The sequence below is a fragment of the Nocardia sp. NPDC050630 genome (genome assembly GCF_044457245.1).
In the GTDB taxonomy this organism is placed as follows: Bacteria; Actinomycetota; Actinomycetes; order Mycobacteriales; family Mycobacteriaceae; genus Nocardia.
Genome location: NZ_JBITGN010000012.1, coordinates 163,018 through 176,211, shown reverse-complemented (window position 1 = coordinate 176,211; position 13,194 = coordinate 163,018). Strand labels below are relative to the sequence as shown.

10 protein-coding genes are annotated in these 13,194 nt (G+C 67.4%); 5 read left to right on the top strand and 5 right to left on the bottom strand.

Features of this window, described 5'->3' with window-relative positions; all coding sequences use genetic code 11:
- Window positions 1–163: 163 nt before the first annotated feature.
- From rfbD to ACIBG0_RS27580, 3 genes are all read left to right on the top strand, one after another.
- Window positions 164–1,030 (top strand): dTDP-4-dehydrorhamnose reductase, encoded by an 867-nt coding sequence (gene rfbD, locus ACIBG0_RS27590; protein WP_397036123.1) that lies wholly within the window; start codon window positions 164–166, stop codon window positions 1,028–1,030.
- Window positions 1,031–1,121: 91 nt separating this feature from the next.
- Window positions 1,122–2,018 (top strand): glycosyltransferase family 2 protein, encoded by an 897-nt coding sequence (locus ACIBG0_RS27585; protein ID WP_397036121.1) that lies wholly within the window; start codon window positions 1,122–1,124, stop codon window positions 2,016–2,018.
- Window positions 2,019–2,133: 115 nt separating this feature from the next.
- Entirely contained in the window at window positions 2,134–3,213 is a 1,080-nt protein-coding gene (locus ACIBG0_RS27580) for a sugar phosphate nucleotidyltransferase (RefSeq protein WP_397036120.1), read from the top strand.
- A gap of 253 nt (window positions 3,214–3,466) precedes the next feature.
- On the opposite strand, the gene ACIBG0_RS27575 is transcribed toward ACIBG0_RS27580, so the two are convergent.
- Window positions 3,467–5,044 (bottom strand): carboxylesterase/lipase family protein, encoded by a 1,578-nt coding sequence (locus ACIBG0_RS27575; protein WP_397036118.1) that lies wholly within the window; start codon window positions 5,042–5,044, stop codon window positions 3,467–3,469.
- 150 nt (window positions 5,045–5,194) lie between these two features.
- Here ACIBG0_RS27575 and ACIBG0_RS27570 point away from each other — a divergent pair, with 150 nt between their 5' ends.
- Window positions 5,195–5,413, top strand: coding sequence for a zinc ribbon domain-containing protein (locus ACIBG0_RS27570; RefSeq protein ID WP_397036117.1), 219 nt, complete (start codon window positions 5,195–5,197; stop codon window positions 5,411–5,413).
- Window positions 5,414–5,445: 32 nt separating this feature from the next.
- Here the strand turns inward: ACIBG0_RS27570 and ACIBG0_RS27565 are convergent, their stop codons facing one another.
- The 4 genes from ACIBG0_RS27565 to ACIBG0_RS27550 form a co-directional block, all read right to left on the bottom strand.
- Entirely contained in the window at window positions 5,446–5,721 is a 276-nt protein-coding gene (locus ACIBG0_RS27565; RefSeq protein WP_397036115.1) for a SelT/SelW/SelH family protein, read from the bottom strand.
- A gap of 17 nt (window positions 5,722–5,738) precedes the next feature.
- Complete coding sequence (locus ACIBG0_RS27560) at window positions 5,739–6,125, bottom strand: YchJ family protein (protein WP_397036113.1); 387 nt, start codon at window positions 6,123–6,125, stop codon at window positions 5,739–5,741.
- Window positions 6,126–6,271: 146 nt separating this feature from the next.
- A complete protein-coding gene (locus ACIBG0_RS27555) occupies window positions 6,272–6,697 on the bottom strand; it encodes a hypothetical protein (protein WP_397036112.1) in 426 nt (141 codons plus the stop codon).
- 739 nt (window positions 6,698–7,436) lie between these two features.
- On the bottom strand, window positions 7,437–9,863 hold the full coding sequence (locus ACIBG0_RS27550) for an AAA family ATPase (RefSeq protein WP_397036110.1): 2,427 nt from the start codon (window positions 9,861–9,863) through the stop codon (window positions 7,437–7,439).
- A gap of 475 nt (window positions 9,864–10,338) precedes the next feature.
- On the opposite strand from ACIBG0_RS27550, the gene ACIBG0_RS27545 reads away from it, so the two are divergent.
- Window positions 10,339–13,188, top strand: a complete 2,850-nt coding sequence (locus ACIBG0_RS27545) for a DUF5691 domain-containing protein (RefSeq protein WP_397036108.1) — start codon at window positions 10,339–10,341, stop codon at window positions 13,186–13,188.
- Window positions 13,189–13,194: the final 6 nt, after the last annotated feature.

Sequence of the window (13,194 nt, the reverse complement as noted above, 5' to 3'; positions counted from 1 at the left end):
CCAGCTGATTCCGACTGTGCAGCGCCGGTTTCGTCGAAGCCGACGCGTCGCTGACTCGACCGGCCCGCCTCCGGTGGCCCCCGTCTCCGTTGCCCCGAGGCTAACCGACGGCTACCGCGGCGGACCTCAACCGCAGGTGCCACGGCGTGCCAGACTCGTGCCCGTGACCGCGATATCGCCCTCCTCGACCGTAGCCGCGCGCCTCGTCGTAACCGGAGCGGGTGGGCAGCTGGGACGCGAACTGCTGCGCCGCGCACCCGACGCCCACGCCTTCAGTCGCGACGAATTGGACATCACGGACGCAGCCGCTGTGCGCGCCGCACTCGAACCGGGTGATGTTGTGCTGAACTGCGCCGCCTATACCGCCGTCGACCAGGCCGAATCCGATCCCGAGGCCGCCTTCGCGGTCAATGCGACCGGACCGGCCGTACTCGCCGCCGCCTGCGCGAGGCTGGACGCTCGATTGATCCATATTTCGACCGACTATGTGTTCGCGGGTACCCACACCGAGCCGTACGACACCGCCGACCCGACCGAACCCACCACCGTCTACGGCCGATCGAAATTGGCAGGCGAACAGGCCGTGCTGGAAACCGCGCCGCACGCGCATGTGGTGCGCACGGCGTGGGTATACACCGGGCGCGGAAGCGATTTCGTCGCGACCATGCTGCGGCTGGAACGCGAACGCGACACCCTCGACGTGGTCGACGACCAACTCGGCTCGCCCACATACGCCGCCGATCTGGCCGCCGGACTGCTGCAGTTGACGGGTCGACCGGATGCGCCGCGAGTGCTGCACGCCACCAATTCCGGCCAGGTCAGCTGGTTCGCATTCGCGCGGGCGATATTCGCCGGAGTCGGCGCGGATCCGACCCGGGTGCGCCCATGTGACTCGACCGCATTTCCGAGACCCGCACGGCGCCCGGCATATTCGGTGTTGTCCAACCGTTCCTGGGCCGATGCCGGACTTACGCCATTGCGGCCATGGGAGGTCGCACTCGGGGACGCGCTTGCGGGGTTGTCACAGTAGGCTGCATGGCCGTGAGGGAGCGACAGCGAGCGAACCATCAACACAACGTGCGATCGCGCACGACGGAGCCGAGCGTCAGCGAGGCACGGTCGTGAGTGATTCCGGAGCGGCCCCAGGCGGGCTTGTCGTCGTCACGGTGACTTATTCACCCGGCGAGCACCTCGAGCACTTCATCACCACCCTGGCCGCAGCCACCAGCGAAAAACCCCAGGTAATCCTGGCCGACAACGGTTCGGTGGACGGTGCCCCGGAGCTGGCCGCTGAGGCCAACGCACACGTGCGACTGCTGCGGACCGGCGGAAATATCGGTTACGGCGGCGCGATCAACCGGGCGGTCGCGGAGATCGATCCGAGTGTCGAATTCATCGTCATCGCCAACCCGGATATTCGCTGGGGCACCGATTCCATCGACAAACTGCTGGCCGCCGCCAAGCGCTGGCCGCGAGCCGGCGCGCTCGGACCGATGGTGCGCGAGCCCGACGGCAGCGTCTATCCGTCCGCACGCTCGGTGCCCGGTCTGCTCGACGGCGCCGGACACGCCATTCTCGGCACGGTATGGCCATCCAACCCGTGGACCCTGCGATACCGCCAGGACAACGAGCAGATCTCCGAGCGGGCCGTCGGCTGGCTGTCCGGCTCGTGCCTGCTGGTGCGGCGCGCGGCCTTCGATTCGATCGACGGCTTCGACTCGCGCTACTTCATGTACATGGAGGACGTGGACTTCGGCGACCGGATGGGCAGGGCCGGTTGGCACAACGTCTTCGTGCCCGACGCCGAGGTGACCCACGCCAAGGGGCATGCGGCCGGCCGCCATCCCGAGGTGATGCTGCCCGCGCACCACGCGAGCGCGTACCGATTCCAGGCCGATCGGCATCCGCACTGGTGGCAGGCGCCGTTGCGGTTGGCGTTGCGGGCCGGACTTGCGATCCGTTCCCGAATTGCGGTTCGATCTGCGCTGCGTCAACAGGCACGGGAAGCCCAGAGCTAACGTCACGAGTTCGGCACGCAACGGTGCCGAACCCGTGTCGCTGGGTACCGAGACTGGTGTCTGTGGTGTTGACGCGCACCACCGAGCACACGATCCACTGTGAACAGGGAGCATGATGGCAGGAAATGCAGGCACCGACGCCGTGATTCTGGTCGGCGGCCAGGGCACGCGGTTACGTCCGCTCACCCTGTCGGCGCCCAAGCCGATGCTGCCGACGGCCGGACTGCCGTTCCTGACCCATCTGCTCGCCCGCATCGCGGACGCCGGAATCACCCACGTCGTGCTCGGCACCTCGTTCAAGGCGGAGGTCTTCGAGGAACACTTCGGTGACGGCGCCGAGCTCGGACTCGAACTCGAGTACGTCACCGAGACCGAACCGCTCGGCACCGGCGGCGGTATCCGCAATGTGCTGCCCAGACTGCGCGCCGACAACATCATGGTGTTCAACGGCGATGTGCTCGGCGGCACCGATCTCGGCGCGATCCTGGACACTCACGAGTCCACGAACGCGGATGTCACTCTGCATCTGGTTCGGGTGAGCGACCCGCGCGCATTCGGCTGTGTGCCGACCGATGAGCAGGGCCGGGTCACCGCGTTCCTGGAGAAGACGCAGGATCCGCCGACCGATCAGATCAATGCCGGTTGTTATGTCTTCCGGCGCGAATACATCGAGAAGATTCCGGCGGGGCGGCCGGTGTCGGTGGAGCGTGAGGTGTTCCCGGCGCTGCTCGCCGAGGGCGCCCGCGTGCAGGGACACGTCGACTCCTCCTACTGGCGCGATATGGGCACTCCCGAAGACTTCGTCCGCGGCTCGGCCGACTTGGTCCGCGGCATCGCCCCTTCCCCGGCACTGCCAGGTCAGCGCGGCGAATCGCTGGTTCATGAGGGTGCTGGCGTCGCCCCCGGTGCGCTGCTCATCGGCGGCACCGTGGTCGGTCGCGGCGCCGAAGTCGGCGCTGGCGCTCGCCTCGACGGCGCGGTGCTCTTCGATGGCGCCCGCATCGAAGCGGGCGCCACCGTGGAACGCTCCATCATCGGCTTCGGTGCGCGCATCGGTCCCCGCGCCCTCGTCCGCGACGCCGTCATCGGTGACGGCGCGAATGTCGGCGCCCGCTGCGAACTACTGCGCGGCGCCCGCATCTGGCCCGGCGTCGACATCCCAGACGGCGGAATTCGCTTCTCTACGGACGTCTGATCTCGAGGCGCACAAGGTATTCGGCGGGCGCGATGAAATCCCTTACCGCCGCATGTGAGAACGGCACGGTTCCAGGAAGATCGACCACTGTGCGTGCGACAGCCGCGACCCGCAGCCCGGCCACATACTCACGCCACACCGGCAATTCGTGGGCGAGCGCAGCCTAGGTGACCGGCACGGCCGAGACCGAGGGCGGCGTTCCCCGTGCCGCCAACCTTGGCTGCCCTCGCGTCGGGAAGGCGCGGGGCGGGCGTCAGCTGAAGCCGACCGCTTGTTCGCCCCAGGCGGTGTGCAGGTCGCGGTCCGGGTCGTCGATTACGCGGTCGATATTGTCGATGAGAAGGGTGGTGCGGGTGTCGGGGCGGTAGGGGGGCCAGTGTTTGGAGCCGTCGATGGCCGCCGGGACGCCGTGGGTGGCGAAGGCGAGCCAGCGGCGTTGCATGCGACCGGAGACTTCCATGGCGACCTTGCGCCCGCCGAGCCAAAAGGTCGGATCGTGGTTCAGGGTGCCGAAATTGCCGAAGACATAAGGTAATTCGGTGGCGTGACCCGCGCCGACGCGGGCGGCCTTCAGCATCGGGGTGGCATGGTCGAAGCGGTACATCCAGGTCGGCGAGTGCTGGGCGTGGCCGTCGGCGACCCAGTGGGCGGGCATGCGGAAGGCCGCGTCGGTGGACATGGCAAGTGCGCCACGGGTCTTCGCGAGATCCGGATAGGCCGAGGTGATTTCGGCGATGCGCTCGGGCGACATATCCGGATGGCTGGCGGCCACATCGCGCAGCATGACGTTCACCGCATCCGGGGTCACCGGCATGATCGGTGAGCGGAAAACGCGGAACAGTGAGGCCTCGTCCTTATTGGTGCCGATGATCAGCGGCACACGATGCGACTGGCCGTGTTGGAAGCGGTCGATCGGATAGGTCGGGACCAGATCGCCGTCGACCACCGGCGCGGCGGCCAGTCGGCCCGGCTCCTTCAACGGAATCTCATCCAGCAGCAAGCCCGCCGCGGTGACAATTCGTTCGATCGGGCACTCCAGCAATTCGCTTGCGCGCGAATACGGTAATTCAATCAACTCCAGAAAGCGTTGGGCCACCGCGGCAGCCCGCGCCTGCCCGAAAACTGTTGTCGCGGGCGGGCTTTGCGCGATCGCCTGGTGAAACAGACCAGCGGCGCGCGGTGCGGTCAGCAGTGCGGTCACGCATCCGGCGCCGGACGATTCACCGAACAGGGTCACATTGCCCGGATCGCCGCCGAATGCGGCGATATTGTCGCGGACCCACTCGAGTGCGGCGAGCTGGTCGTGCAAACCGAGATTCGGCGTGAAAGCGTCGGAGAGCGAGGACAAGTCGAGGAAGCCAAGCGCGCCGAGGCGATAATTGACCGTCACCACGACCACGTCACCGGCTTCGGCCAGCTTGCGACCGTCGTAGATCGCCTGGGCCGCGGTGCCGAGGCAGTAGGCGCCGCCGTGCAACCACACCAGGACCGGCCGTGGCGTACCGGTATCGGCGGAACTGCGCGGGGACCATACATTGAGCCACAGGCAGTCCTCGCCCATCCGCAGGTCGGAATCGACCGGGACCATATTGCCCATTGTCTGCGGGGCGATTTCGCCGAAGGCGGTGCACTCGCGGATGCCATCCCATGGCTGCGGCGGCAGTGGCGGCCGGAACCGATTCGGACCCGACGGCGCGGATGCGTACGGAATGCTGCGCCACACCGCGACCGGTCCGTCCCACCGTCCACTCACGCGGCCCCAGGTCGTTTCCGCGACCGGCTCAGTGTCACCGACCTCGGAGCCAGGTTCGATATCGAACTGCGTGGTCATGTTCAGCACCTCCTGCCTACGACCCGGGCAGTGCGCTGTGAGTTTGCTCCGGCCGGGTCCAAGCACCTAGCGATCTCTTATCGAGAGTACGTCCAGTTGGACAGCGGGATAGGGCGATGTAGCTCTCACCCTTGGCGCTACGCTGGGCTGATGCCGAGTTATAGCTTCCGGTGTCGCAGCTGTGGCGACACTTTCGAGGTCAACCGTCCGATGGCGGAGGCGTCGAATCCGGCGGCCTGCCCGAACGGTCACGATGACACGGTCAAGCTGCTGACCACATTTGGCACGGTCAGCAGGGGTGCGGCGGCACCCGCGCCCACGCCGCGGCCCGCCGGTGGTGGATGCTGCGGTGGCGGCTGCTGTTCCTGAATCCGGCGTGGTCGATATCAGGCTCGGTTGGGTCAGTCCCGTTTGTCGACGTGGCCGAGGTCACGCTCCGGTGCGACGCGATCGCGCACGCGCTGTTTGAGTACCGCGATATCCGGGAACCCGCCGTCCGCCTTGCGCTCCCAGATCTGGTCGCCGTCGATGGTGATGCGGAAGACACCGCCCGAGCCGGGGATCAGCGCCACCTCACCGAGTTCGGTGGCGAAGGTGCTCAACAGTTCCTGTGCCATCCAGCTCGCGCGCAGCAACCAGCGACATTGGGTGCAGTATTCGATCGCGATTCGCGGCATGGTTGGCACGCTACCCGTCATGGTTCGATGACGCCGTCGAGGTAGACCCAAGCGCCGTCCACGCGGGTGAATGTGCTGACCTCGTGCAGGGATCCGCGTCGATCGGTCTTGTAGTGGGCGATGAATTCCACGATGCCCGTGTCGTCGAATGGTCCGCCGCGCTCGGTGCGCAGGATCTCCAGGAACAGCCAGCGCTGGTCGGGATCCAGTTCGAGCGTTTTCGGTCGGGTGCGCGGATGCCAGGACCGCAGTAGATATTCGGTATCACCGACCACGAATGCGGTGTAGCGCGAACGCATCAGCGCCTCGGCAGTCGCCGCGGACCGCTCCCCTGCCAGCACCGGTCCACAACAGGCACCGAACGCCTCCCCACGCTTACACGGGCATGGCCGCGACTGATCCATGACTCCAAATCTTGCTCGTCCCGCAATCACCGCGTGCACTGGGGCCGGGCTTATCAAGACAAGATCAGGTGGCGCTGGTGGAGGGGCTACTCGCTTGGCGCCTGCACAGATTCCACCTGATCTTGATCCACATGTGCGGGGGGCGGTCAGCGGGGGGCGGCTGTGGCTAGGGTGGTGGCGATCGCGGCGGTCTGTTCGCGCCAGCGGCGTAATTCGGTGACGCCCGGGGCGAGTTCGTAATCGTGGTGGTGGGCGGCGCGGGATAGAGCGGCCCATACCGTCGCGACCTGCGCGGCGGTGGCGTCGCCCGCGAATACGCGCAGGGCGAGCAGTTGTGCGCGCATCGGACAGCGCGCCAATTCTGGTGCCACCTTCGACCACAGCTCGTCGACGGACTGTTCGAGCGCGAGCCGCAGAATCCACACCGTCGCCCGCGACCAGAGCCCGTCGGCATCGGTCACCGCCCCGTCGAGCAGCCGATCCACCGCATCGAACCGCTCAGCCACCGTCGGCCGCGGTGGATGCCGTTTCCGTGTCGCCTCTCGCTTGCGCCCACCACCCCGCCGTTCCACACCCCCTACCTTCCGCTGCCCAGCCCCCTCGCCCTGCCGAGCCATACGGCCCTGCCGGGCCCCCTCGCCTTGCCGACTTGTACGACCCTGCCGGGTCGTACCGCTCTGCCCACCCGAGTCATCCGGCCCCCCCACCCCGACTCGCCTTCCCACCCGACCTTTTCCGGCCCCTGGAGCCCCATCACCGTCCTGAGCCGCGTCGCCGTGCCGTGCCGCGTCGCCCTCCCCAGCCGCGTAGCCCTGCCGAACCGTGCCGCTCTCCCCACCCAAGGCATCCGGCCCACCCACCCCGACTCGCCTTCCCACCCGACCTTTTCCGGCCCCTGGAGCCCCACCACCCTCCTGAGCCGCGTAGCCCTGCCGAACCGTGCCGCTCTCCCCACCCAAGGCATCCACCCCACCCACCCCGACTCGCCTTCCCGCCCGACCTTTTCCGCCGTGCCGAGTTCCGTCGCCCTGCCTACCCCCCGAATCGTCGGCCCCACCCACATCGACTCGCCCTCTTGCCAGAGCACTTCCGCCGTGCCGCGCGCCCGCATCCCCCTTCCGGCCAGCACCATCCCACTGATCCCCGGTGCGCCCCGAATCGCCGATGCCGTGCGACTGCGCGCCGCGCAATGGATCCCTATCCGGCGCGCGACTCTCGTCCTCGTCCGATGTGCCCGCGTCTTCAGGCGCCGCGCTCAACGCCGCCCCCGAGCTATCGATATCTTCCGAGCTATCGAGACGCAGCAGCCGTTCATCGTCGTAGCCAGCCGACGAACTTTTCGGTGTCCGCGATCAGGTCGCGCATGCTGCGGCCGATGGGGACATGGGCGCCCGCGGTGGCGTCGCGTAACGCGTCGACCACCCATTTGCCTTCGCGGGCGAGGTGCTTGTTGAGGTCGTCTACTCGGCCGTCGATACCCATTACCGCGAGTGCGACCATTGCGCGGGTGGTTTGTGCGCCTTCGATATGGCGTTCGACGTCGCGGTGGTCCATGCCGTCGGCGAGCAGATTGCGCCGGGCTCGAGCCAGGCTGGCGGCTTCGACGGCGGAGCGGCAGCAGGTGGCCACCAGTTCGTCGGCGATCGCCGGGGGAAGTTGTGGGGTGCGCACGAGGGAGCGGGCGTCGTCGAGGTAGCGGCGGATGGGGTCGCTGGAGACCCGTACTTCCACTACCGAGCGCTCGCGGCGCTGCACTTCCAGCACGCTGGCGTCCAGTTGCATGCGCCGTACCGCCTCGGCCAGCCGCTCGTCATGGGTGAAGACGATCACCTGCCGCGTCCACGCCATGACCTCGAGCACCCTGGCCAATCCATCCACCTTCGCCGGATCCATGGCCTGCACCGGATCATCGATCATGACGAAGCGAAAAGGGCTGTCCTCCACCGTCGCTCGCGGCAGGAACAGCGAAAGTCCAAGGGCGTGCAATTCGCCCTGACTCATCACGCCGAGCGCGGCGCCGTCCACCTCGTCGACGGTGACATCGAGCAGTACCCGACGTGCGGTTCCGGCATTGCCCTGCAAACGAATGGCACCGAGTTCGACATTGCTCTGCTGACGCAGTGTGCGCCAGACCCAGCGCGCCGTGGTCTCCAGCGGCGCCATCCGCTCCTCGCGCAATCCGGCGGTCGCGGATTTGAGCCAATCCTCGGCACGCTTGAGCGTGCGCAGTTCGCTGCCGTTCGCGACGACCGCGCGCGCCCCCTCCAGCCACCCGCTGATGCGTGGCACCAGGGGCGACCACACCTCGTCTAGGCGGTTCAGTTCCTTGCGGGTGCCCTGCTGCAGTAGTTCGAGTTCGTCGACCAGACGCGTATGTGCACCGCGCAGGCGATCGGGCAGATCCGGCGAGTAGTCGGCACCGGTCAGCGCCGCCCAGTCCGTCCAGGCGCGACGCACGGCGGTGGTGTCGACGGTGGGCGGATTGCGTGGATCGAAATCGAGTTCCGGGGGAATATGCTCCGGTAGCGCGCGGGCGTCGCGGAGGGCCTGTCGCAGTGCGGCGCGTGCGGTCGCGAGCGCATCGACCCGCGAGGTCAGCTCGGCAATCGAGGCTTGCGCACCGCGCGACCACGTCGCATCCAGTTCCCCACGTCCACAGACCGGGCATGGGCATTCCCCGCTGGCACCGACATGATCGAGTGCCCGCCGCAGCAACTCCAGCACCCGCAGATCGGCCTCGGCATCCGCGGTCGAATTGCGAGCCAGGACCGCGCGGCACTGTTCGAGGCGCGCGGCGATGGCCTCGACCTCGGCACCCGACGGCAAGACCAGCCGCACGATTGCCCGCAGCCCATCCGGTCCGACCGGATTCTCTGCGGTGCCGAGTATTTCGCGACCGATGGCGGTGAGATCGGGACGGTCCGGGCGCAGCAGTGCCGCCATCCGCACGGCACGGTCGTCGGCCACCGCACCGAGCGCGGTCACCAGTTCGATGCGTTCCAGACGCGAATCCCGCGCGGCGCGTTCGAGTTCCAGTCGGCGACTGCGAATCCGTTCCTGCGCCACGGTCAATTCATCGAGACCGAGCAGCCGATGCAGCGCGTCGAATAGATCGCTCGGTTTGCCGTCGACGAGTGCGCCGAGTTCGCTGTAGGACAGAAACGGTCGATACAACTCCAGCAGACCTGCCCAGCGGTCGCCATTGAAATCCGTTGGTGTATTGCGGGATCGCCGCTCCGTCCAGTGCGCCTGAGTCAAATCAGCCTGTGGTGACCACTCTTTGGCTATGGTCAGCTCAGGATCGTCTCCGGCGGTGAGCAATTCGAGTTCGATCCGCGCCGAACCACCATCGTGCAGATTCCGCCAACCCTCGCGCCACGCCGCGGATCGGCCGTCCCAGCGGCGATTACTACCGGTGAGCACCAGTTCAGCGGCCTCGGCGAAGCTCGACTTGCCACTTCCGTTGCGGCCCACCACCAATGTGAGACCAGGGCCGGGCGACAGCTCCAGTGTTGCCTCGGGTCCGATGCCGCGGAAACCGCGCACCCGAATCGCACGCAGGAATATGCCCGAACTGTCGAATTCGATTGTCAGATCATCGGGCTCGCCGCCACCGAGAGCGCGGAGCACGGTATGGGCCACATCGGGGGTGACGGCGGGATCGGTGGCGAGCCGCCGGGATACCACTTCGGTCAGGCGCGGCACCGGCGCAGTATCGGTTCCGGGATCTGTACGCATGCGTAACCCCCTACGCCACCGAACCGCGGCATGTCCTCCAACCCCGCACGGGTATCACTGTTGAAAGTTGAGCGAAACGCTACCCGATGGCGTCGAATTCGCCCACCGCGGTGCCGTTTCACCTGGTCGGAAGGGGAAATACGAATCTGCCCGCGGGGATGGTATGGCCATCGAACAGGCTGGGCCCCGCTCGATGTCCACCCCTCGCCAACCCCGGCGGGCAGCTCGATGGTGTGTCACCCGATTCGGGCGGCTCGGTCGGAGCCGAACAGGACAGAATGCCAGAATCGGACAACCAGCGCAAGGCGCGGTTGCCGCCGAATCTGCCGTCCGCGCAGCGTATTCCAGGAAAAACACCCGCTCACCACCTAACTTGTCGGTGGGGTGCGGTAGAAATTCGGCAACCTAGTAACGGGGGAAGACATGACATACAGTCGATCCGGGGCCGCCGGATGAACCAGGCGGGAGCCAACACATGACCGCGCCGTGGACCGAGGAACAGGTCAGCGCGCTCGCACCGGATGCGAGCTCGCTATCGGCCGCGCGCAAGCTCGCCGGGCGCTGGCACGGCACCGGACAGTCGGACACCGCACTGTGGGGCCTGTGTCAGGGCAGCGGCTCCAAGCCTTATCAGACAATCGTGGATCTGGCGGGTCCGGCATATAAGTGCTCGTGTCCCAGCCGCAAGTTCCCGTGCAAGCACGCATTGTCGCTCTTACTCGCCTGGTCGGGTGGCGCGGTCGCCGAAGCCACGATCGCGGACTTCGCAGCGGAGTGGATCAACGCACGCGCGGTCCGCGCGGCCAAGCCCCCCGCCGACCCGCAGGCCCGCAGGGCCAATCCGGCGACCGCCGAACAGCGGCGGGTACGGGTGACGGCGGGGCTCGAGGAGCTCGATATCTGGCTCGGCGATCAGGTGCGGACCGGACTGGCCCAGACAGACCGCTCATATCGTGCCTTCGAGGCGATCGCGGCCCGGATGGTGGACGCGCAGGCACCCGGCGTCGCCGCCGCGCTGCGTCAGCTGCCGACCACCGTGGTGACCAGGGCGGATTGGCCGGATGTCGTACTCGCCGAATACGCGAGACTGCATCTGCTGATCGCCGCGCACCGCCGCCTCGACGAATTGTCGCCGGAGCTGCGGGCAAGCGTCCGTACCCATATCGGCTATCCGACGTCCGCCGAATCCGTGCGCGCCGAACCGGCGGTTCGGGATCAGTGGCAGGTACTCGGCATCCGGACCAGCGAGGAGGAGCGCCTCTATACGCGCCGAACCTGGTTGTACGGCAGGCGGACTCGCCGCTGGGCACTGCTGCTCGAGCATTCCTTCGGTTCGCCGAGCTTCTCGGCGGAGGTACCACTTCCGGGGATGATGGCCGAAGCCGATCTGCACTACTACCCGGGCGGCGCGCCACTGCGGGCGCTCTGGGGCGAACGGCACGGTGCGGCCGAACCGTTCACCACGCTGCCGGTCGCCGACGGTACGATCGCTGGCGCATTGGCCGAACATGCCGAGGCGCTCGCGGGCGATCCATGGCTGCGATCGCGGCCGCTGCTGCTCACCGATGTCATGCCGGTATGGACTGAAAATGGCTGGTATATCACCGAATCCAATGGCACCGCGCTACCTGTTGCGGCCGCCGAGCAGCCGTGGCGACTGCTCGGGGTCTCCGGTGGCCATCCGTTGACACTGGCCGCCGAATGGGGTGTGGCCGGATTGGTGCCGATCTCGGTATGCACCGCCGGTGAGGTCGTCGATGTGGGTAGTGCGGAGTTCGGGCCGCGCGGGGCATCGAATGCGCTGGTGTCCGAGGAGCTGACCTCGGTGGCACTGCTCGGCACTGCTCGCAGGGCAGCCGATCCCGCTCGACTCGAGGCTCCGGTGGCGGCCGCCGCGACCAGGTTGCGCACCGATCCGGCACTGCTGCTGCTCGAATCCGCCGCGCTGCGTGGGGCTTTCGCGCGCGGCGGCGTATCCGTCAGCACGGCGGCCAAACCCGAACCCGCCGTGGATGACCCGCGGCGACTGCTGCCCCGCGCCGCGGCATCCCGCCTCGCCCGCCTGTTGCGGGATCGGTCCCCGTTTCTGCCCGAATGGCTTACGGCCGCAGCACCATTCGACTATCGCGCCCCCGATGCACTGTGCGCGCTGCTGCTCGAGCAGGCGAAGGCCGATACCGAACTGCGCGAGCCGCTATTGCGCCTGGCCGGAACCCGCGGCCGCTGGCTCGCCGATCAAAATCCGGACTGGCGCGACCTGGTGCGGCAAGGACCTTCCGATGCGCCGACGGAGCAGAGCTGGCTGTTCGGCCAACCGCCCGAGCGCCGCGAATGGCTGACCGAGCTGCGCGGCCGAGATGCCAAGGCCGCACGGGAAGCACTGATCGCGTCTTGGCCGAAGGAATCCGGTCCGCTGAAGGCGGAGCTATTGGCCATACTCGCCGATGGGATTTCGGCCGACGACGAACCACTGCTCGAGGCCGCATTGGACGATCGGCGATCTGATGTGCGGCGAGTCGCGGCCGCACTGCTACCACTGCTGCCGAATTCGGCATTCACCCAGCGCATGACTCGGCGCGCGAGCGCATGGGTCACGGTCGAACATATGCTGCTGCACCCGAATCTGGTTGTCCGCATTCCGGAGGAGCTCGATGACGCCGACCGCAGGGACGGCATCAACGACCGCACCGTCGAGTTCACCTATCGCTGGGACGGAGCACCGGATCTGCGTGCGGGTCGGCTGCGGCAACTCGTCGCGGCGACACCGCTGATGCACTGGGAGTCCGAACTCGGCGCGCCGGATAAGGCCACCCGCGCCAAGATCAGCGAACGGTTCCGCCAGCCGCTGTTCGACGGCTGGGTGGATGCCACACTGGCACAACATGATCCGACCTGGGCGCGGGCGCTATTCGACGCGGGCGTGCCGACCGATCTGGCGATGCTGCGGCGGCGTGAATTATTCGCGCTGCTGCCGCTGCCCGATCGCACTCGGCATCTGCTGCAATTGGACGGCGCGTGGCTCTCGGAGCTCGAGGCATTGCTGCCCGCCATCGGCCATCCGTGGCCGGAACCCCTTGCCCAACACCTGATTCTGTTGTTGTTCGAACGCGCACGCGCCGCAGCCAAGCGCCCGGAAGCGCATGGCACGGGACCGAGCGCGCATCGGTCACTGCTGTCCGCGGCGGCCGTACATCTGCCCGTCAGCGCGGCGCGTACGGCCACTGCGGTGGCACGCCGATGCACCGATCCCCATTGGGAGCGAGCCTTCGATCAACTCGCCCATGACCTCAACCACCGCTCGATGATGCTCGAGGAGTTGCAGTGACCACTA